Origin of the sequence: Streptomyces sp. NPDC057010 (assembly GCF_042673805.1) — a bacterium.
GTDB lineage: Bacteria > Actinomycetota > Actinomycetes > Streptomycetales > Streptomycetaceae > Streptomyces.
On sequence record NZ_JBHUSC010000045.1, the window covers coordinates 13,949 to 33,464 of the forward strand.

Genomic DNA, 19,516 nt, shown 5'->3' on the forward strand with positions numbered 1-19,516 from the left:
GGCGAGGGCGCTGCCCCCGGCGCCTACAGCTTCTGGACCGGCGCGTAGCGCAGGAGCAGCCGCTTCGGCTTGTCGTCCCCGAAGTCGATGGTGGCCTGCGCGTCGGCGCCCGCGCCCTTGACCTCCATGACGGTGCCGAGCCCGAACTGGTCGTGCGTGACCCGGTCCCCGACCGCCAGGGCGATCACCGGCTTGTCGGTGGCCCGGCGCGTCGCGAAGCCGGACGGGCCCGACTTCGTGCGCGACGAGGACAGGAACGACTCGGGCGAGGTGCCGAACGTGGCCTTGCCGCCGCCCGAACCCGAAGACCCGTAGCCGGAGCTCCGCATCGGACCGGCCGGCTTCTGGGCCGCGCCCGTGCGCTTCCACTTCAGGTACTGGTCCGGGATCTCCTCCAGGAACCGCGACGGCGGGTTGTAGGAGGGCGTGCCCCATGCGCTGCGCATCGAGGAGCGGGTCAGGTAGAGCCGCTCGCGCGCCCGCGTGATGCCGACGTAGGCGAGGCGGCGCTCCTCCTCCAGCTCCTTGGTCTGGCCCAGCGCCCGCATGTGCGGGAAGACCCCGTCCTCCATGCCGGTCAGGAAGACCACCGGGAACTCCAGGCCCTTGGCGGTGTGCAGGGTCATCAGGGTGATGACGCCGGAGCCGTCCTCGTCCTCGTCGGGGATCTGGTCGGAGTCGGCGACGAGCGCGACCTGCTCCAGGAACTCGGCCAGGGTGCCGGATCCGGGCGCCGGGGCGCCGGTCTCGGCCGCCTCGGCGGCCGCCGTCTCCCGGGCCTGCTCGAACTCCAGCGCAACGGCCGCCAGTTCCTGGAGGTTCTCGATGCGCGTCTCGTCCTGCGGGTCGGTCGAGGCCTGGAGTTCGGCGAGGTAGCCGGTGCGCTCCAGGACCGCCTCCAGGACCACCGCCGGGCCCGCGCCCGATTCGGCGATCGTGCGCAGCTCCTCCATCAGCGCGTTGAACCGCTTCACCGCGTTCGTGGAGCGCGCGGCCATGCCGAAGGCCTCGTCCACGCGCCGCAGCGCCTGCGGGAAGGTGATCTTCTCGCGCATCGCGAGGGCGTCGATCATCGCCTCGGCGCGCTCGCCGATGCCGCGCTTGGGCGTGTTCAGGATCCGGCGGAGCGGGACGTTGTCCTCCGGGTTGGCGAGGACGCGCAGGTACGCGAGGACGTCGCGGACCTCCTTGCGCTCGTAGAAGCGGACGCCGCCGACGACCTTGTAGGGCAGTCCGACGCGGATGAAGATCTCCTCGAAGACACGCGACTGCGCGTTGGTCCGGTAGAAGATCGCGACGTCGCCCGCCTTGGCGTCGCCCGCGTCCGTCAGCCGGTCGATCTCGTCGGCGACGAACTGCGCCTCGTCGTGCTCGGTGTCGGCGACGTAGCCGGTGATGACGGCGCCGGTGCCGGCCTCGGTCCACAGGTTCTTGGCGCGGCGGTTCTCGTTGCGCTCGATGACGGCGTTGGCCGCGGAGAGGATCGTCTGGGTGGAGCGGTAGTTCTGCTCCAGCAGGATCGTCGTCGCGTCCTTGTAGTCCTCCTCGAACTGGAGGATGTTGCGGATGGTCGCGCCGCGGAAGGCGTAGATCGACTGGTCGGCGTCACCCACCACGCACAGCTCGGCCGGGGGCAGGTCCGGGTAGCCGGTGCCGACCAGCTCGCGCACGAGCGTGTACTGGGCGTGGTTGGTGTCCTGGTACTCGTCGACGAGGACGTGCCGGAAGCGGCGGCGGTAGTGCTCGGCCACGTCCGGGAACGCCTGGAGCAGGTGGACCGTGGTCATGATGATGTCGTCGAAGTCGAGCGCGTTGGCCTCGCGCAGCCGCCCCTGGTACATGGCGTAGGCCTGGGCGAGGGTCTTCTCGAAGCCGTCGGCGGCCTGGTCGGCGAAGGCCTCTTCGTCGACCAGCTCGTTCTTCAGGTTGGAGATCTTGGCGTTGAAGGCCTTGGGCGGGAACTTCTTCGGGTCCAGGTCCAGGTCGCGGCAGACGAGCGCCATCAGGCGCTTCGAGTCGGCGGCGTCGTAGATCGAGAACGAGGACGTGAAGCCGAGCCGCTTGGACTCGCGGCGCAGGATGCGGACGCACGCGCTGTGGAAGGTGGAGACCCACATGGCGTTGGCGCGCGGGCCGACCAGGCCCTCGACGCGCTCCTTCATCTCGCCGGCGGCCTTGTTGGTGAAGGTGATCGCCAGGATCTGGCCGGGGTGGACGTTCCGCGCGGACAGCAGGTGTCCGATGCGGTGGGTCAGTACCCGGGTCTTGCCGGAGCCGGCGCCCGCCACGATGAGCAGCGGGGAGCCCGCGTGCACCACGGCCGCGCGCTGCTGCTCGTTCAGCCCGTCGAGGAGCGTCGCCGGGTCGATGACGGGCCGGGGGGCGCCGTCCCGGTAGTACGCGTCCCCGGACATGGGCACGTCGAACCGGCCGCCGAAGAGATCGTCCGCGCCCGGCTCCGGGGCGGCGTGATCCTCGGGCGGCGGGGGGACCTCGTCGGAGGGGGTGAGGTCCGCCAGGAAACTGTCGTCAAAGAGGCTGCTCATCGCATTCCGAGTCTAGGGGGCCGGACCGACAGCCGGTTCCGAGCCCGGAAAATCGCCCTCCCGGAACCCGTCGCCCAGCACGATCCCCAGCAGGCCCGGGAAGCGCTGCTCCAGGTCGTCGCGGCGCAGCACGAGGTAGAGCTTGCGGCCCTGGGGGCGCTGGCAGATCACTCCGCTCTCGCGCAGCGTCTTGAGGTGGTGCGTGACGCTCGACCTGGGCAGGTCGGGCACCACCTCACCGCAGAACGCCTCCTCGCCCGAGGCCAGCCTGCGGACGATCTCCAGCCGGACGGGGTGCCCGAGCGCCGCCAGGACCTCGACCAGCTCGAGGCGGTCGGCGGCGGGGTGGGTGAGCTCAGCAGCGGCAGCCATGGATCCAACTGTACGCAGATCTCGTACGGACCATTGCCGGACCGTACGAAGATCTCGTACAGTTCAGATCAATCGTACGAGAACTTCGTACGGTCGATCGGTCATCCATACATCCACGCATCCATGCATCCACGCCACGTGAGGACACGCACCCATGCCCGACACCCTGCTCGACGACGCCTCCCTGGCCGCCTCCCTCGAAGGCGGCTTCACCAGCCACCACGCCGACGTCAACGGCACCCGCCTGCACTACGTGGAGGGCGGCAGCGGCGAACCGCTCGTCCTCCTCGGCGGCTGGCCGCAGACCTGGTGGCAGTGGCACAAGGTGATGCCCGCCCTGGCCCGCCGCTACCGGGTGATCGCCGTGGACCTGCGCGGCATGGGCAGCTCCGACAAACCGCAGGAGGGCTACGACAAGAAGACGATGGCCGCCGACATACGGGCCCTGCTCACCCACCTCGGCCTGGAGCGGGCCCACATCGCCGGCCACGACATCGGCGCGATGGTCGCCTACGCCTTCGCCGCCAACCACCCGGAGGCCATCGGCCGCGCCGCCCTCCTCGACGTCTCGCACCCCGAGGAGTCGTGGATGCGGATGCCCCTGATCCCGGAGCCCGGGACGCCGCGCCACCTGTGGTGGTTCGCCTTCAACCAGGTGCACGGCCTGCCCGAGCAGCTGCTCGCCGGCCGCTCCCGCCTCCTGCTGGACTGGCTGTTCGGCGCCGGGACCGCCGACCCCGCCTCCGTCGACGCGCACGCGCGCGCCGTGTACGCCCGCGCCTACGACACCCCGGAGGCGATCCGGGCCGGCAACGACTGGTACCGCACCTTCGTCCAGGACATCGCGGACCTCGCCGGATACGCCCCGGTGACCGCCCCGCTGCTCGCCCTCGGCGGCGAGTACAGCAACCACGACGTCCTCGCCGAAGCCGTCCCGGCGCTCGGCACCGACACCCGCGTGGTCCGCGTCGACGGCAGCGGCCACTACCTCCCGGAGGAGCAGCCGGAGTTCGTCACGGCGGAGCTGACCCGCTTCTTCGGCTGATTACGGGGGCGGTTCCGAGGGCGGTCCCCCGCCCCCGCCCGGGCGGAATCCGCGCACGGCCACCCCGTACGCTCGAAGCCATGACCGTCCTCATCAACGCCTTCGTCGGCCTCCACATCATCGGCATCGCCTCGCTCCTCGGCGGCTTCCTGACCCAGATGAAGGCGATGGGCGCCGGCACCGCCCGCTTCGTGCCCGCCATGCTGCACGGCGCGCTCACCATGCTCGTCACCGGCGTCCTGCTCGTCGGTTTCCGCGAGATGGACGGCACTGCCGTCAACAACATAAAGATCGGCGTGAAGCTCGCGATCCTCTTCGTGATCCTCGCCCTCGTCTACGTCAAGCGCGACGAGGAGCAGGTGGAGAAGGCCCTGTTCGGCGCGGTCGGCGGACTGACCGTGATCAATATCTTCATCGCCGTCCTCTGGCACTGATCCGCATCGGTCCCGAGCAGCCATCCCCGGTCGTATCAGGCCACTTACGATCATCCCGTCATCTGCCCGTTACCTCCGGGTCTAGCGTCCTCCTCCAAGCACCGACGGAGGAAGGACGTGAGGCCCTCGTGGCCAGTCATCGAAAGCCCAGGCAGCGCCCGCTCGCAGGCGGCACGGTACGCACCGCCGCCACCACCCTCGCCCTCGCGGGCGCTGCCACCGCCACCGCCTTCGAAGGCACCTCGCATGCCGACCCCGGCCTCTCTCCCTCGCAGGTCGAGTCGGAGGTGGACCGGCTCTACGAGGAGGCCGAGGCCGCGACCGAGCGGTACAACGGGGCGAAGCAGAAGGCCGACGAGGCCGAGCGGGCACTGGACGACCTGCGCGACGAGACCGCCCGCAAGACCGATCAGCTCAACAGCGCCCGCGGCGCGCTCGGTTCGATGGCCGCCACCCAGTACCGCAGCGGCGGCGGCCTCGGCACCGCGGTCACCCTCGTGACCGCCGCCGATCCGCAGGAGTACCTCTCCCAGGCCTCCTTCATCACCCGTGCCGGGGACCGCAACGCCGCCGGCATCAGCACCGTGCGCCGCCGGCTCGACGAGGTCGGCAAGCTGCGCGAGCAGGCCTCCGGACGGCTCGCAGACCTCCGCACGCGGCGCGACGAACTGGCCGAGCGCAAGGCCGAGATCGAGGGCAAGCTCAGCACCGCGAAGCGGCTGCTGGCCCGGCTCACCGCCGAGGAGCGTGCCGCGTACGAGGCCAGGTCGGCCGGCGCCGCGCCCGCCGCGGCCCCGCAGTCCACTCCCCCGCGACCGGCCGACAGCTCCCGCGCCGCCCGTGCGGTGGCCTTCGCGCACGGCGCGATCGGGAAGCCGTACGTCTGGGGTGCCACGGGCCCGGGATCCTTCGACTGCTCCGGCCTGACCCAGGCGGCCTGGCGCGCGGCCGGGGTCTCGCTCCCGCGCACCACCTACACCCAGATCAACGCCGGCCGGCGCGTCTCCCGCGACCAACTGGCCCCCGGCGACCTGGTGTTCTTCTACTCCGGGGTCACCCACGTCGGCATGTACATCGGTAACGGCCAGATGATCCACGCCCCGCGCCCGGGCTCCACGGTCCGCGTGGCCCCGATCGACTCGATGCCCTGGGCCGGCGCGTCCCGCCCGGCGTAGGCACTGGCCGACGAGCTGGAGCAGCGGCCCCAGTGATCGCACTCCGGCTCCGGCTTCGGGGTGCAGGCCTTCACCAGCCAGAAGATCAGAATCCCGATGAGCACCAGGATCCCCGCGGCGACCCATCCGCGCCGACGCCCCGGCAGGGAACGTATGCGGCTCGGCAGGGAACCTCCGGTCGCGGACGGGCGCCCGGACGGCGCGTCCACGGGCCGGGGCGGAGCCGGGGGTGCGGGGGGAGACGGGCGTGCGGGGGGAGCCTGGGGTGCGGGGGGAGCCGATCGCATGGGGAACGCCCGCCCGGACTGGACCGTGAAGCCCTCCTCGTCGCCGAGGAACCGCCGGTAGACGGGGAGCGCCGTCTCACGACAGGTGTTCAGATCGTCCGGATCCGGTGCGGCGACCCGGTCCTCCTCGCAGACGAAGCCGTACAACAACTGGAGCGGACGGCCGAACTCGTCCCGCGGCGCCTGGTCCACGGAGTCGTTTCCCGGCTCGGCGATGTCGACCGCGGTCACCTGGTGCGTCGTGTGCACGACCGTCAGGCGGCGTCCGGCCCCGGTGACCACCGGTACGACCTTCACCTGCTCCGCCACCATGCCCGGCGCCACGGAATCGTCGAGGACTCCGTAGTCGCCCTCGGCGACGAGGAAGTCGGGCGCGAGCAGGGTCCGGTAGCCGAGGTACCGCCCGCGGGCGACGAGGAACGGCCAGGCCGGCCGGCCGTGTGAGGGGCCGTCCATGTCAGGACAACCTGGAGTGCGGCAACTGGTCCTCCAGGACCGCTACTTTCCGGCGCATGTCCTCGAGGACCCGGCGCCGCGCGACGCAGAACTGCTGATGGTTCTGCTGGGCCTGGCTCAGGTTCTGCCTGAGGCGCGTCTGCGTCGCCGCGTACCCTCCGCTCGCCGAGTCGAGGAACATGCTCAGCACGGCGTTGCCGGTCAGTACCGCCGCCGAGGGGCCGAAGGCGGCGAGCAGGGCCTTGCCGGCCGCCCGGCCGGCGAAGGTGAGCAGGGAGGCGACCGCATCGATCGGGTCCAGTTGGCTGCGCCGGCGTACCTCGGCGTGGAAGGCCGCACGGGTCTCCTCGTCGAGTCGGCGCTCCACCTGGTCGAACAGGTCGGGAACGACGGCCGACAACGGGACGTCGACGCGGGTGGGATGCACCTTCCCCTCGGGGATCTTGACGATCCTCCCGGTGGAGTCGACGGTCGCGAATCCCGGGCCGACCGCACTGACGGGGATGAGACGGACGGCCCGTACGGTGCTGTGGATCTTCACCAACGACCGGAAGTGATCGTTCGAGGTCAGCAGGTCCTGTACGAGTTCCAGCCGGACCTTCTCATCGGGGTGCAGATCGGCGAGCAGGTCCCACTTGGTGATGACGAAGCTGATGGGACATTCCGCCTCGATCATGATCGGCACCAGGGCGTTGAGCGTCTGCTCGAGACGGACCTGCCCCTGGGGCGCACCGTCCAGGTGCTGCCGGACGTGGTTGCCGTCGATGATTCCGATCATCGCGTCGGCCTGCCGGATGTCCTCGTACAGCTCCGCCTGCACCGTCGATCCGGGCGCCTGGGGCTCCGTCAGGAGTTCCCCCGCGTATTCCAGGTACTTCAGGTGGAGCATCGGCCGTGGCCGGACGCCGACGGCGACGTGGCTCTTCACCGTGAACGTGAAGTTCCGCGCCTCCCCCTTCGCCGTTCCGGGTGGCCAGCCCGCGTCCGCCGCGGTATCCGCCATCTGGCTGTACCACTGGTTGAGTTGCATCACGTCGTCCGGCGGAGCCTTGAGGAAGTAGCTCTGGCCCGCCGTCGACTTCAGCCGGTGGTACATGCTGGCCAGCAGCAGCGTCTTGCCGGAGCCCTGCAGTCCCAGGGCCACGACCTGGAACGTCGGAGTGTCCTCCTCGATTTCCAGCTCCGGACCGCGGTCCCTGCGCTTGTCCCACATCCTGTACACGACCAGGAGCAGGACCAGGACCAGAAGGACGATCAATATGCCGAAAGCACCCATGGCTCTCCGTCCCGGCAGCCGGAAAGACGGCCACCGCATCAACGGGAAGTGGGACCGCCGGGCGCACGTCACGGGCCTGTGGCTGGGGATGGGAGAGGGGCAGGGACAGCGCCCGAAGGCCTCATGCATCCCAGTGCTTCACGTCCCCAAGGGGCACCGCTCTCTTCTTCCATGGTCCCCGCTCACCGCTGGCCCGGCCACTCGGGCGGGCGAGCCGCGCGCGGCCGCTACGGCGTCTTGACCACGCCGCTGAGCCACTGGAAGGTCTGCGGCAGCTGCTTCGACCACGAGTCCAGGTTGTGGCCGCCGGTCACCTTCTCCGCGTGCACCACGGTCGGGCTCTGCGCGATCGCCTTGAGGTCCATGCCGGACAGGTAGCCGTCCTGCTCGGCCCCCGACATCCACAGGGAAACCGCGGGCGGTGCGGGAGCGGCCTTGAGCACGGCCTTCAGGTTGTGCGTGCGGCGCAGCTCCGGGTCCTGCGCGACCAGCGACGACGGCTCCTGGCCCGGGTCGTTGTAGCCGGACAGGGAGACGGCCGCGCCGTAGCGGTCGGGGTGGGAGATCGCCAGCTTGGCGGAGCAGTACGCGCCCGCCGAGTACCCGGCGACGCCCCAGGTGCGGGCCTCCTCCGAGACCCGGAAGTTGTCGGTGACCATCTTGCGGACGTCGACGCTGAACCAGCTGTCGGCGTTGACCTTGCCGGGGAGGTTGGCGCAGCCGGTGTCGGCGTTGCCCAGCAGCATGGCGCGCGGCGAGACCAGGATGAACGGCTTCACCTTGCCGCTCTTCATCAGCGGCTCCAGCACGTCGTGCGCCTTGAGCCCCTGGAACCAGGACTTGCCCGTCCCGGGTATGCCCGGGATCAGCTCGACCACCGGGAACTTCTTGTCCTTGAAGGCCGGGTCGTCGTACTGAGGCGGCAGCCACACCATGACGTCGCCCTTGACCCCGGAGATCTTCCCGTCGAGCTCGGTCTTCCGGACCCGGCCGCCGAGGCCGTCGACCGGCTGGAACTCCTGCTTCACCTTCGGCTCGGCCTTGACCTCCGAGGCCTTCTTCCCGCCGAGCCCGTCAGGCCCCAGGTCGGGGGCGGCGGTGACGTACTTGCCGGTGCCGAACAGGTCCCCCCAGGAGGCGTAGAAGTTCATGTCCCGGTTGACCGCGACGAACACCACCGCGACGGCGGTGACCTGCGCGAAGACCACCATCAGCCCGCGGGTCGCGACGCGCACGACGGCGGGGCCGCGCACCTTGCTCCACACCACCAGCGGCAGGACGACGGCGATCGCGGCCAGCACGGCCACCGTCGCGAAAAAGGGGGTCCCCGTCAGGCTCATCACGCCACCCAAGAGGGCGGCGCGACGCCGTCCGGTTGCCCCTCCCCCCTGCGTCGTGGATCACACCCTTTCCTACCGGGCGGTCACACCAGACGGCGCGCCGTGGCCCAGCGGGTCAGCTCGTGGCGGTTGGAGAGCTGCAGCTTCCTGAGCACCGCCGAAACGTGCGACTCGACGGTCTTCACCGAGATGAAGAGCTGCTTGGCGATCTCCTTGTACGCGTACCCGCGCGCGATCAGCCGCAGCACCTCGCGCTCGCGCTGCGTGAGGCGGTCCAGGTCCTCGTCGACCGGCGGCGCGTCCGTCGAGGCGAAGGCGTCGAGCACGAAGCCCGCGAGGCGCGGCGAGAAGACCGCGTCCCCGTCCTGCACCCGGAAGACCGAGTCCACCAGGTCGGTGCCGGTGATGGTCTTGGTGACGTAGCCGCGCGCGCCGCCGCGGATGACCCCGATGACGTCCTCGGCCGCGTCCGACACCGACAGGGCCAGGAACCGTACGGGGTGCTCGGCCGCCGCCATCAGCGGGGCGCAGCGGCGCAGCACCTCGACCCCGCCGCCGCCGGGCAGGTGCACGTCGAGCAGGACCACCTCGGGCCGGGTGGCGGTGATGACGGTGACGGCCTGGTCCACGTCCGCGGCCTCGCCGACGACCTCGACGCCGGTCCGCGCGGTGTCGCCGATCTCGGCCTGTACGCCGGTGCGGAACATCCGGTGGTCGTCGACGAGCACCACCCGGACCCGCCGGGCCTCGGTCGCGTGCTCGTTCGTACCGGCTTCTTCGGTCATGCTGCGTTCGCCGCCCTCTCCATCTCCAGTTCGACCACCGTGCCCCCGTCGGGCGCGGACCGCAGCACCGCGGTCCCGCCGTTGCGCTGCATCCGGCCGATGATCGATTCTCGTACGCCCATGCGGTCGTCCGGTACCGCTTCGATGTCGAAGCCCGGTCCCCGGTCCCGTACGGACACGAACACGGTCTGCCCCTCCACCTCCGCGTACACCTGCACGGCCCCGCCCTCGCCACCGTACTTGGCGGCGTTGACCATCGCCTCGCGCGCGGCCTGGACCTGGGCCGCGAGCCGCTCGTCGAGCGAGCAGTCGCCGACGAGGACGACCTCGATGGGGACGCCGTGGTGGTCCTCCACTTCGGCGGCGGTCTTCTTCACGGCCTCCGCGAGGGTGGCCGGCTCCTCGGCCTCGTCCTTGCCGGTGCCCTCGGGCTTGTACAGCCAGTTCCGCAGCTCCCGCTCCTGCGCCCGGGCGAGCCGCCGGACCTCCCCGACGTCCTCCGCGTTGCGCTGGATCAGGGTGAGGGTGTGCAGGACGGAGTCGTGCACGTGGGCGGCGACCTCGGCGCGCTCCTGGGCGCGGATGCGCATCAGGCGTTCCTCGGAGAGGTCCTGGGTCATGCGGATCAGCCAGGGTCCGGCGAGGAGTGCGATGCCGACGAGGACGGCGAGGGTGGCGGTCAGGACGTTGCCGAGCTGGGCGGCGGAGCCCCGTACGACGATGAAGACGGTGAGTCCGACGCCGACCAGGGCGACGCCGGCGAGGGCCCGGGCGGTCTGGAAGAGGCGCCCGTGCCGTCCGGCGGCCTCGTTCCAGTGGGCGCGCCGCGCGTTGTCGGCCTGCCGCCATACGAGGACCACACCGGCCCCGACCAGCAGCGTCGGCCACACGTACCGGCCGGAGGCGCCGCCGAGCTGGACCTTGGAGATGAAGATGCCGGCGCCGATGAACAGGGCGATCAGCGCGGTGATCTGCCCCCGGTCGGGCTTGCGCAGGCGGCGGCTGCCGTCGGCGAGGGTCTCGAAAAAGGAGCGGTGCCCGGTGCGGCCGCCGACGCCCAGCGGTACGAAGACCCAGAAGGCGGCGTAGAGCAGGATGCCGAGGCCGTCGCCCCACATGAACAACAGGAGGAAGGCGAGCCGGACCCAGACGACGGGCAGCCCGAGGTGTCCGGCGAGGCCGCGGGCCACACCGCCGAGCATCCGGCCGTCGGCACTGCGGTAGAGCTTGCGGTGCGGCGCTTCCTCGGGTTCCGGTGCAAGGGGGGTGCGGGTGGCGGCTACGGACGGCATGCCATTGATGGTCACACGCCGGGTGGCGGCCGGGCATCAGGGCATCCCCCCAGTTCTGTCGGGGGGATATCAGGGTTGTGCCAGGGTAGGGCCGGATGCCGCGGGCCTCGGCGGCCCGTCACCATGGACCCATGACCGAAGTACACGACGCCCCGCCGGAGCACCCGGGGGTCCCTGCCCCTCCGGATGCCCGTCCGCCCCTGCGCCGCAGCAAACGCGACAAGTTGCTCGCGGGCGTGTGCGGGGGCCTGGGCCGGTACTTCGACCTGGATCCGATGATCTTCCGGATCGTCCTCGGCGTCCTCGCGGTCACCGGTGGCGTCGGCCTGATCTTCTACGGCTTCGCGTGGCTGCTGCTCCCCGTCGAGGGCGAGGACGACAGCGAGGCGAAGAAGATGCTGACCGGCCGGATCGAGGGCGCGACCCTCGCGGCGGTGTTCGCGGCGCTGGTGGGCTGCGCGCTGTTCCTGTCGATGCTGGACAACGGCGGCCTCGCGGTCTTCTCGGTCCTGGTCATCCTGGCGCTGGGCGGGGCCTCGTACTGGTCGCAGCGGCGCCGGCACGCCTACCCGCCGGAGGCGGAGGCCCCCGCCGCGCACTCCCCCGCCCCGCCGGAGACGAAGGCTCCGCCGACCCCGGGCGGACCGTCCTGGTGGCGGGACCCGCTGGTCAAGGACGGCACCACCGGCCCGGTCGGCACCACGGGCTACCTGTGGGGCCCGGACGACGACGCCGAGGCGGTGGCGGAGCCGGCCGCGGCCGGAGCCGCGCGGAAGCCCGCCGTCCCGCCCCGCCCGCGCGGCGGCATCGGCGGCCGGGTCTTCGTCCTGGCGCTGCTCGCCGGGGCCGGCTCCGCCGCCTCCGTGTGGGAGGGCGGCACCCTCAGCCACGCGCTCCAGATCGGGTTCGCCGCCGCCCTGGCCGTGTTCGGTCTGGGCCTCGCGGTCAGTTCGGTCAAGGGCCGTACCGGCTTCGGCACGGTACTGCTGGGGCTCGTGACCGCGGGGCTGCTGGCGGGGGCCTCGGTGCTCCCCCGGGACATCGGCACGGACTGGCGGAAGGTCGAGTGGCGCCCGGCCGCGGTGGCCGACGTGAAGCCCGTCTACGACGCGGGCACCGGGTTCGCGACCCTGGACCTGAGCCGCCTGGACGTACCGAAGGGCACGACCGTGGCGGTCCGCGCCTCCCTCGACGCGGGACGGCTCAAGGTGGTCGTGCCCCGCGAGGTGACGGCCGTCGCCGACGTCTCGATCCGGCTGGGCGACATCCACATGCCCGGGGAGACGAGCCAGGACGTGCGGATCCGCAACGGCGGCGAACACCAGGAGGCGACGCTGCCGCCCGCCGCCGGCACCGAGGCGGGCGGAACGATCGAGCTGCACCTCAGCGCGGGTGTGGGACAGGTGGAGGTGGCCCGTGCGGCGTCATGAGTTCCAGCCGGGACGGCTGATCGCGGGGCTGGCCCTGATCATTGCGGGCGTGCTCTACCTGCTCGACGCGACGGGCCGCGCCGATCTGCCGTGGTTCCTGGTCATCCCGCTGACGGTGGGCGGGCTCTGCCTGGCCGCCCTGACGGGGATGATCACCTACGCCCTGCGGCGGGACCGGCGCGACCGGATCAGCGAGTCCAGCGACGGGTAGCCGGCCCCGGCGAGGATCAGCGGGGTCCAGGCCACCATGTAGATCAGGTCGTTGCCGTAGTAGTACGGGGTCACCGCCCACGACACGGTGAGCCACAGGCTGAGCGAGATCAGCGCTCCGCCGGCGGCCGCGACGCGGGTCAGCAGACCGGCCAGGACTCCGAGGCCGACCAGGATCTCCCCGATGGCGAGGAACACGGCGAAGCCGACGGGGGCCTTGAGGGCGAGGTCCACCAGGGCCGGGACCGCGGAGGTGTCGCGCACCCCGCGCATCAGGTCGCCGATGGATCCGTCACCGGTGGCGGAGAGGAACGCGGAGTCGGTCAGCTTGTCGATGCCCGCGTACACGAAGGTCACGCCGAGGAAGATCCGCAGCGGCAGCAGGGCGTGGCGGACCGCCTGCTCCTTGATCGGGGAGTCGCTCAATCGGGTTGCGTCAGGAACATCGGTTCGGGTCACGCGACATGTGTACCCCCATCACTCGGCCACGTCGATGGTGCACCGGTTGGATTCCACTCCTGCGGCGGTCACCACCTGGATCTCGATGCGGCCGGGTTCCACTTCCGCCGGGACCGGCACCGTCAGGACCGTGTCCGAGGGGTTGGTGAACCCTCCGGCGACGGGGACCAGCGGCACGTGGACGTGGACCGCCCCGATCCGCACCACCAGCCGGGCCAGCATCTCCGGCGTCTGCGCCCCGGGCGGCACGAAGCCCACCCCGCGGATCTCGATGTCGTCCCCGGGGCGGACGGCCGCGTCCAGGTCCCCGGGCTCCCGTCTGCGCACCACCGACAGCACCAGCGGACGGGTGCCCTCGGCGTACTTGGCGGCCAGGTAGACGGCGGCCGACAGCGCCACCAGCAGGGCCAGCGCCCACGGCAGCTGCGGGAGCCGCTCCGGGAAGCGGGCCAGCGACACCGCCGCGTAGGCCAGCACCACCGTGGAGACCAGTACGTACTGGGCGTCCGGGAAGCTGCCGCGGCCCGCGTCGTCCGTGAGCAGGTCCACTCCGCGCGGCCGGTCCGCCGGCAGCTTCTGCAACCGCTGGCCCATGATCCGTACGGAGACCACCCGGCGCACCAGCACGGCCACCGCCGAGGTCAGCGAGACCACCGCGAGCAGCGGCAGCGCCCGGTCCAGGGCGAAACCCGCGTACAGGGCCTGCCGCTCCGGCCCGGGCGCCGAGGCCGCCAGCCGCAGCGCGGGCAGCAGCGCGGCGAACGCCGTCAGCACCACCCAGGCGCTCGGCACGGCCTTCGAGGTGGACAGCCGGTTGTCCTCGCCGACCAGCGGGGCCAGCAGCCCGCCGCGCACCGACTGGGCGCGGGCCGCGACGGTGAGCAGCCCGGCCAGCACCAGGGCCGCCAGCAGCCCGGCGGTGCGGGCGGTGGACCAGCCGGTGCCGAGCGCGGTGCCGACCTGGACGAGCAGCAGGACGCCGGCGGCGATCCACACGGCGAGGACGGCCCGCCGGGAGAACAGGTACAGCCAGGAGTTCCCGGCCTCCCGGCCCCGGTCGGCGACGGCGCGGGCCGACAGGGTCAGTTCGTCGGAGACCCATTGGCGCGACGCCCCCAGCGAGTGGGCCACGGCGGCCGGCACCCCCTGCCCGGAGGCGAACTCGTCCCGCTTCTCGAGGAACCCGGCGAGGGCCCGGCGGTGGCCCTCGCGGGCGCAGTCGTCGCAGACGCAGGCGGCGGTGTGGACACCTCTGGACGTCTCAGACATCTCTTGGACAGCCACGTGCGTGCCGCCTCTCTGAACTACGGTGCAATGCCAGCGAATTGTGCACCACTGCGGCAGTGTTCCGGATTGCGCACGATGTCAGAGCAGGTGATTAACCGTTCATGATGTTGACGCCACCGTTTCCCTGACGGGTTGGTAGCTCACCCAGGCGGCCAGATCGGACCCGAACCGCTCGCGGGTCGCGACCGCGTGGCGGTGGTCGATGGGCACCGGCTTCCCGGCCGCCCGCGCGATCAGCTGCACCCGCGCCGCCCGCTCCGCCTCCAGGAACCACCAGACGGCGGCGTCCACGGAGTCCCCGACCGTCAGCAGCCCGCGGTTGCGCAGGATCAGCGCCTTGTACGGGCCCAGCGCGCGGGCGATGCGGTCCGCGTCGGCGTCCCCGTCCGCGGTGAATTCGTCCAGCAGCGCATGGTCCTCGTAGAAGGCGCAGGCCTCCTGGGTGATCGGGGCCAGCAGCTCGCCCAGGCAGGCCAGGGCGCGGCCGTACGGGCCCTGCGCGCGGACCACGGCCACCACCTCGGGGCGCGCCCGGTGGACCGCCGCGTGCACGGCGAAGGCCAGCTCGTTGACCCGGCGCTGCCCGCGGACCACCCGCCCGTCCCCGTCGACCAGCAGCAGGTCGTCGGGGTCGAGGCCGGCGGGGGCCCGCCCGAAGGGGTTCACCCAGTAGCAGTCCTCGAACTCGGGGTCCCGCGCGGTGACCTGCCCGCCCACCCCGTCCCCGTACCCCAGCCGCCCCAGCAGCCTCAGGGCCTCGGCCAGCCGGGCCTTGCGGTGGGCGCGCGCCGCCTCGACGGTGTCGTGCACGGGCGGCATCTCGAAGCCGAGCCGCTCCACGGGGACGGGTACGGGCTGCTCCGGCATGGGCCCTCCTTCGACGGCTCGGGTCGCGGCGCAAGGTACCGGGGACCCGGCCAAGTGGCCAGAGGAACGGCGAAGCCGCCGCTCCGGAGGGAACGGCGGCTTCGCCGGGGGCGACCGGTGGGGACTACTCCCACTCGATGGTGCCCGGGGGCTTGCTCGTGCAGTCCAGGACCACGCGGTTCACGTCCGGCACCTCGTTGGTGATGCGGGTGGAGATCCGGGCGAGCACCTCGTACGGCATGCGCGTCCAGTCCGCGGTCATCGCGTCCTCGGAGGAGACGGGGCGCAGCACGATCGGGTGGCCGTAGGTGCGGCCATCGCCCTGGACGCCGACGCTGCGGACGTCCGCGAGCAGGACGACCGGGCACTGCCAGATCTCGCGGTCCAGGCCGGCCGCGGTGAGCTCGTGGCGGGCGATGGCGTCGGCCTCGCGCAGCAGGTCCAGGCGGTCCTTGGTGACCTCGCCGACGATGCGGATGCCGAGGCCGGGGCCGGGGAAGGGCTGGCGCTGGACGATCTCCTCGGGCAGGCCGAGCTCCTGGCCGACCATCCGGACCTCGTCCTTGAACAGCTGGCGCAGCGGCTCGACGAGCTCGAACTCGATGTCCTCGGGGAGGCCGCCCACGTTGTGGTGGGACTTGATGTTGGCGGTGCCGGTGCCGCCGCCGGACTCGACGACGTCCGGGTACAGGGTGCCCTGGACCAGGAAGGCCACCTCCGGGCCGCCCTCGGCCTCGTCGATGATCTCGGACTGGGCCTGCTCGAAGACGCGGATGAACTCGCGGCCGATGATCTTGCGCTTGGTCTCCGGGTCGGAGACCCCGGCGAGCGCGTTCAGGAAGCGCTCCTGGGCGTCGACGACCTTCAGCTGCACGCCGGTCGCGGCGACGAAGTCCTTCTCGACCTGCTCGGTCTCGCCCTTGCGCATCAGGCCGTGGTCGACGTACACGCAGGTCAGCTGCGAGCCGATGGCCTTCTGCACGAGGGCCGCGGCGACGGCGGAGTCCACGCCGCCGGAGAGGCCGCAGATGGCGCGCTTGTCGCCGACCTGCTCGCGGATGGCCGCGATCTGCTCCTCGACGATGTTGCCGGTGGTCCAGGTGGGCTCCAGGCCGGCGCCGCGGTAGAGGAAGTGCTCCAGGACCTGCTGGCCGTGCGTGGAGTGCATCACCTCGGGGTGGTACTGCACGCCGTACAGCTTCTGCGCGTCGTTCTCGAAGGCCGCGACCGGGACGACGTTCGTCGACGCGGTGACGGTGAAGCCCTCGGGGGCGGCCGAGCAGGCGTCGCCGTGGGACATCCACACCGACTGGTGCTCGGGGGTGCCCTCGAAGAGGGTGGAGCCGGCCTTGGAGACCGACAGCGGCGTACGGCCGTACTCGCGCGCGCCGGTGTTGTCGACGGTGCCGCCGAGGGTGGTCGCCATCAGCTGGAAGCCGTAGCACATGCCGAAGACGGGGACACCGGCCTCGAAGAGGGCGCGGGCGTCGTCGAGGCGCGGGGCGCCCTCCTCGTATACGGAGGACGGGCCGCCGGAGAGGATGATCGCCTTGGGGTCCTTGGCCAGCATCTCGGCCACCGGCATCGTGCTGGGGACGATCTCGCTGTAGACCCGTGCCTCGCGGACGCGGCGGGCGATGAGCTGGGCGTACTGGGCGCCGAAGTCGACGACGAGGACCGTGTCCGGGGCGCTGTCGTGGGCGGCGGAGGGTGCTTCTGGCACGGGACGGCCTTCCGGCGGAAGAGGGTTTGTTTTGTCGATTCTAACGGGGGACGGCACCACCCATTCGTCTCACCATCCGAACCCGGTTGGCCCGGAGCAGGGCGGAGGGTAATAATCCGTTCCATGCGCAAGCAGCTGAGCTTCCTCTTTACCTATGGCACCGGCCGGTCCGGTCGCCATGGGTCCTCGTGATGCTCGCTTGAGCCGCTGACTTCCCAGAGCGCCCCGGTCCGACAGGACCGGGGCGCTCTCGCGTTCCCGCTCCTGTGGGCCACGACCCCCAAGGAGAACCGTCATGACCACGACCGCCACCACCCCCGAGCAGCTGATCGTCGACTCCCGTGACCGCATCGACGCCCTCGACGACCGCATCATCGGTCTGATCCAGGAGCGGATGGCCGTCTCGACCGTCATCCAGGAGGCCCGGATCTCCTCGGGCGGCCGCAGGGTGCACCTCTCACGGGAGATGGAGGTGCTCTCCCACTGGAGCGACGCCCTCGGCAAGCCCGGCACGGCCCTGGCGATGACCCTGCTGGAGCTGTGCCGCGGCCGCGTCTGAGCCCCTTGAGCGGGTGTTCGTCACTCGTCCGGAGCGTGACCGCCCCGGGCACCCTTCGTTGGTGAGGATGTCCGCGCCAGCCAGGTGCGGGACCGCAACACCACGCGTGGCTCCGCAGGAGCGATGAGACGTGCGCACCGTGGAGCGTGCGTCGTGGGACCTCGCTCCCTCGCGTGACCGGACGGCAGGGGACAGCAGGCCGGTCACCCATGAAAAGACGGCCGGACCGGGGGACGCCCCGGGCCGGCCGTTCTTCTGTGTGCTGTGCGGGGTTCCTACGGGGTCACGCGCGCCCGGTGGCCCGGCGGCGGAACACCAGGAACAGCGCTCCACCGGCGGCGACGAGGACCGCGCCGGCGAGCAGGACCGGACCGGCGGTGACGCCGGTGCTGGCGAGACCGCCCTGCGCCGTGGTCCCGGTGCCGGTGCCGGTGCTCGCGGTGGGGCTCGGCGTGGCCGACGGGGTCGTCGAGCCGGACGGGGTCGGGGTCGGGGTGCCGGTGGTCGGGCTCGGGGTCGGCGTGGTGCCGCCGTCCTTGCCGTTGATCACGAAGGCGGCCTTGTTGTTGGCGTGGTTCGGGTCCCAGTCCTGCGGCTTGGTGCCGGACGGGGTCCACTGGCCCACCGAGACGGAGCCCGTGGCGTCGGCCACGACCTGCTCGATCTTCAGCTCGAACGGGTAGGAGACCTTCTCCGTCTCGCCCACGATGTGGGTGGTCCCGCAGAAGTAGCGCGGGGCTCCCGGGTTCTGCTCGCGGTAGCTGCCGTCGGCGTTGACGCCCTGGCACTGCGCCGGCACCTTCGTCACCTTGGCGCCCTGCGGGATCACGATGTCCGTCCGGGCGACGTCCTCACCCGAGCGCAGGTAGGCGACCCACGCCGGCCCCTTGTTGTCGAAGCCGAAGTCGGCCTTCACCGTGTCGCCGGCCTTGCCCTTGAGGGACACGGAGCGCGCCGCGAAGTCGGCCGTGTTCTTCGTCTGGAAGTCGAACTCGTGCTGGTTGTCCGACGGGTCGATGTCCGCGGACCGCAGGCCGGCGGCCTTGGACTGCCGCTCCACGACGGTCAGCAGCTTGCCCGTGCTCGGGCGGTCCAGCTTCTGGGTGGTCTTCGGCTGGGCGCCGGCGGCGTGCACCGCGTAGGTCATCCCGTCGATGAAGGCGTGCGGGGCGGCCTTGAGGGTCAGCGCGCCGGTGACCTCGTAGACCGTCCCCGGCTTGTACTCGCCGTCGAGGATGCACACCGTGGTGCTCCAGCCCGCGTTCCACGGCTGTCCCGCGCCGTCGTTCTGGCTGTAGGTGCAGTTGTCGTACCGCTCGACCAGCCCGATGCCGTGGGTGGTGTTCATCTCCAGCGCCACGCCGTCGACGGACTCCGTGCCGGCGTTGCTGAAGACGATCGGCAGCGGCTGCGTCTCGCCGGGGACGAGCTTCGCCTTGAGGGCGGCCTCCTCCAGCACCAGGTCCGGGCCGCCGACCTTGACCTTGGTGGTGGCGGGCTTGAAGGTGGCGCCCTCCGCCTTGCCGGTCATCGTCAGGTCGGCGACCGTGCCGACCTTGCTGTCCTTGGCGGCGGTGAGGTCCAGGGACACGACGTTGCTGCCGTGCGTCCAGATCGCCCAGTCCTTGCAGGTCACCGTCGTGGCGGCGAGGGTGCAGCCGGGCGACTGCTCCTTGTCGAGCGCGACGTCGGCGACGCCCTTGAGCGGGCTCAGGTCAATCGTGAAGGTGCTCTGGCGGTCGAAGACGTTGCCCGTCTCGTTCTCGACGCGGAACTCGACCGAGGTCTTCTGCGGCTTTTGGCCGTTCTGCCCGGGGTGCGGGCGCAGGCCGATCTCCGCCGGGCTGGTGAGCGTGAAGACGGGATCCGCGGCGTTGGCGGGGGCGGCGGCGAGGCCCACGGCCGCCAGGCCGACTGCCGCCAGCAGGGAGATGCGCTTTCTCATGCACCCCTTGACCACCGGCCCCGAGCCT

17 protein-coding genes are annotated in these 19,516 nt (G+C 71.5%); 6 read left to right on the plus strand and 11 right to left on the minus strand.

Annotation, left to right across the window (positions count from 1 at the left end; genetic code table 11):
• Window positions 1–23: 23 nt before the first annotated feature.
• Together pcrA and ACFTXQ_RS28400 are read right to left on the minus strand one after the other, a co-directional pair.
• Window positions 24–2,546 (minus strand): DNA helicase PcrA, encoded by a 2,523-nt coding sequence (gene pcrA, locus ACFTXQ_RS28395; RefSeq protein ID WP_382645788.1) that lies wholly within the window; start codon window positions 2,544–2,546, stop codon window positions 24–26.
• A gap of 12 nt (window positions 2,547–2,558) precedes the next feature.
• Window positions 2,559–2,918, minus strand: coding sequence for an ArsR/SmtB family transcription factor (locus tag ACFTXQ_RS28400; protein WP_382645791.1), 360 nt, complete (start codon window positions 2,916–2,918; stop codon window positions 2,559–2,561).
• A gap of 154 nt (window positions 2,919–3,072) precedes the next feature.
• Here ACFTXQ_RS28400 and ACFTXQ_RS28405 point away from each other — a divergent pair, with 154 nt between their 5' ends.
• The 3 genes from ACFTXQ_RS28405 to ACFTXQ_RS28415 all read left to right on the plus strand — a co-directional run bounded on the left by ACFTXQ_RS28405 (window position 3,073) and on the right by ACFTXQ_RS28415 (window position 5,572).
• Window positions 3,073–3,963: an alpha/beta fold hydrolase gene (locus ACFTXQ_RS28405; protein WP_382645794.1), complete on the plus strand. Its 891-nt coding sequence runs from the start codon at window positions 3,073–3,075 to the stop codon at window positions 3,961–3,963.
• An 80-nt stretch (window positions 3,964–4,043) separates the two neighbouring features.
• Window positions 4,044–4,397 carry a hypothetical protein gene (locus ACFTXQ_RS28410; protein ID WP_382645797.1) on the plus strand — a complete coding sequence of 118 codons (354 nt, stop codon included), beginning with the start codon at window positions 4,044–4,046 and terminating at the stop codon, window positions 4,395–4,397.
• A 128-nt stretch (window positions 4,398–4,525) separates the two neighbouring features.
• A complete protein-coding gene (locus ACFTXQ_RS28415; protein ID WP_382645800.1) occupies window positions 4,526–5,572 on the plus strand; it encodes an NlpC/P60 family protein in 1,047 nt (348 codons plus the stop codon).
• Between the two features lie 744 nt (window positions 5,573–6,316).
• Here the strand turns inward: ACFTXQ_RS28415 and ACFTXQ_RS28420 are convergent.
• From ACFTXQ_RS28420 to ACFTXQ_RS28435, 4 genes are all read right to left on the minus strand, one after another.
• Window positions 6,317–7,573, minus strand: a complete 1,257-nt coding sequence (locus tag ACFTXQ_RS28420; protein ID WP_382645803.1) for a hypothetical protein — start codon at window positions 7,571–7,573, stop codon at window positions 6,317–6,319.
• A 245-nt stretch (window positions 7,574–7,818) separates the two neighbouring features.
• Window positions 7,819–8,931 (minus strand): alpha/beta hydrolase, encoded by a 1,113-nt coding sequence (locus tag ACFTXQ_RS28425; RefSeq protein ID WP_382645805.1) that lies wholly within the window; start codon window positions 8,929–8,931, stop codon window positions 7,819–7,821.
• Between the two features lie 83 nt (window positions 8,932–9,014).
• Window positions 9,015–9,716 carry a LuxR C-terminal-related transcriptional regulator gene (locus tag ACFTXQ_RS28430; protein ID WP_382645808.1) on the minus strand — a complete coding sequence of 234 codons (702 nt, stop codon included), beginning with the start codon at window positions 9,714–9,716 and terminating at the stop codon, window positions 9,015–9,017.
• Window positions 9,713–11,008, minus strand: coding sequence for a PspC domain-containing protein (locus ACFTXQ_RS28435; RefSeq protein ID WP_382645811.1), 1,296 nt, complete (start codon window positions 11,006–11,008; stop codon window positions 9,713–9,715). The genes ACFTXQ_RS28430 and ACFTXQ_RS28435 overlap by 4 nt, the downstream gene beginning before the upstream one ends.
• Before the next feature lie 131 nt (window positions 11,009–11,139).
• Here ACFTXQ_RS28435 and ACFTXQ_RS28440 point away from each other — a divergent pair, with 131 nt between their 5' ends.
• Window positions 11,140–12,438, plus strand: a complete 1,299-nt coding sequence (locus ACFTXQ_RS28440; RefSeq protein WP_382645814.1) for a PspC domain-containing protein — start codon at window positions 11,140–11,142, stop codon at window positions 12,436–12,438.
• Complete coding sequence (locus tag ACFTXQ_RS28445; protein ID WP_382645816.1) at window positions 12,425–12,649, plus strand: hypothetical protein; 225 nt, start codon at window positions 12,425–12,427, stop codon at window positions 12,647–12,649. The genes ACFTXQ_RS28440 and ACFTXQ_RS28445 overlap by 14 nt, the downstream gene beginning before the upstream one ends.
• Here the strand turns inward: ACFTXQ_RS28445 and ACFTXQ_RS28450 are convergent.
• From ACFTXQ_RS28450 to guaA, 4 genes are all read right to left on the minus strand, one after another.
• The gene (locus tag ACFTXQ_RS28450) at window positions 12,595–13,107 is read right to left on the minus strand and encodes a DoxX family protein (RefSeq protein WP_382645819.1); all 513 of its coding nucleotides are present in this window, start codon (window positions 13,105–13,107) and stop codon (window positions 12,595–12,597) included. The genes ACFTXQ_RS28445 and ACFTXQ_RS28450 overlap by 55 nt on opposite strands.
• Before the next feature lie 18 nt (window positions 13,108–13,125).
• Window positions 13,126–14,391 carry a hypothetical protein gene (locus ACFTXQ_RS28455; RefSeq protein WP_382645822.1) on the minus strand — a complete coding sequence of 422 codons (1,266 nt, stop codon included), beginning with the start codon at window positions 14,389–14,391 and terminating at the stop codon, window positions 13,126–13,128.
• Window positions 14,392–14,493: 102 nt separating this feature from the next.
• Window positions 14,494–15,261 (minus strand): class II aldolase/adducin family protein, encoded by a 768-nt coding sequence (locus ACFTXQ_RS28460; protein WP_382645824.1) that lies wholly within the window; start codon window positions 15,259–15,261, stop codon window positions 14,494–14,496.
• Window positions 15,262–15,385: 124 nt separating this feature from the next.
• Window positions 15,386–16,984, minus strand: a complete 1,599-nt coding sequence (guaA, locus tag ACFTXQ_RS28465) for a glutamine-hydrolyzing GMP synthase (RefSeq protein WP_382645827.1) — start codon at window positions 16,982–16,984, stop codon at window positions 15,386–15,388.
• 295 nt (window positions 16,985–17,279) lie between these two features.
• Here guaA and ACFTXQ_RS28470 point away from each other — a divergent pair, with 295 nt between their 5' ends.
• Window positions 17,280–17,543: a chorismate mutase gene (locus ACFTXQ_RS28470; protein ID WP_382645830.1), complete on the plus strand. Its 264-nt coding sequence runs from the start codon at window positions 17,280–17,282 to the stop codon at window positions 17,541–17,543.
• A gap of 283 nt (window positions 17,544–17,826) precedes the next feature.
• Here the strand turns inward: ACFTXQ_RS28470 and ACFTXQ_RS28475 are convergent, their stop codons facing one another.
• On the minus strand, window positions 17,827–19,488 hold the full coding sequence (locus ACFTXQ_RS28475) for an LPXTG cell wall anchor domain-containing protein (protein ID WP_382645833.1): 1,662 nt from the start codon (window positions 19,486–19,488) through the stop codon (window positions 17,827–17,829).
• Between the last annotated feature and the right edge of the window lie 28 nt (window positions 19,489–19,516).

Excerpts from the sequence above, each read along its gene's own strand:
- pcrA (WP_382645788.1), bottom strand. The coding sequence starts at position 2,546 with ATGAGCAGCCTCTTTGACGACAGTTTCCTGGCGGACCTCACCCCCTCC.
- ACFTXQ_RS28400 (WP_382645791.1), bottom strand. The coding sequence starts at position 2,918 with ATGGCTGCCGCTGCTGAGCTCACCCACCCCGCCGCCGACCGCCTCGAG.
- ACFTXQ_RS28405 (WP_382645794.1), top strand. The coding sequence starts at position 3,073 with ATGCCCGACACCCTGCTCGACGACGCCTCCCTGGCCGCCTCCCTCGAA.
- ACFTXQ_RS28410 (WP_382645797.1), top strand. The coding sequence starts at position 4,044 with ATGACCGTCCTCATCAACGCCTTCGTCGGCCTCCACATCATCGGCATC.
- ACFTXQ_RS28425 (WP_382645805.1), bottom strand. The coding sequence starts at position 8,931 with ATGAGCCTGACGGGGACCCCCTTTTTCGCGACGGTGGCCGTGCTGGCC.
- ACFTXQ_RS28430 (WP_382645808.1), bottom strand. The coding sequence starts at position 9,716 with ATGACCGAAGAAGCCGGTACGAACGAGCACGCGACCGAGGCCCGGCGG.
- ACFTXQ_RS28435 (WP_382645811.1), bottom strand. The coding sequence starts at position 11,008 with ATGCCGTCCGTAGCCGCCACCCGCACCCCCCTTGCACCGGAACCCGAG.
- ACFTXQ_RS28440 (WP_382645814.1), top strand. The coding sequence starts at position 11,140 with ATGACCGAAGTACACGACGCCCCGCCGGAGCACCCGGGGGTCCCTGCC.
- ACFTXQ_RS28460 (WP_382645824.1), bottom strand. The coding sequence starts at position 15,261 with ATGCCGGAGCAGCCCGTACCCGTCCCCGTGGAGCGGCTCGGCTTCGAG.
- ACFTXQ_RS28470 (WP_382645830.1), top strand. The coding sequence starts at position 17,280 with ATGACCACGACCGCCACCACCCCCGAGCAGCTGATCGTCGACTCCCGT.
- ACFTXQ_RS28475 (WP_382645833.1), bottom strand. The coding sequence starts at position 19,488 with ATGAGAAAGCGCATCTCCCTGCTGGCGGCAGTCGGCCTGGCGGCCGTG.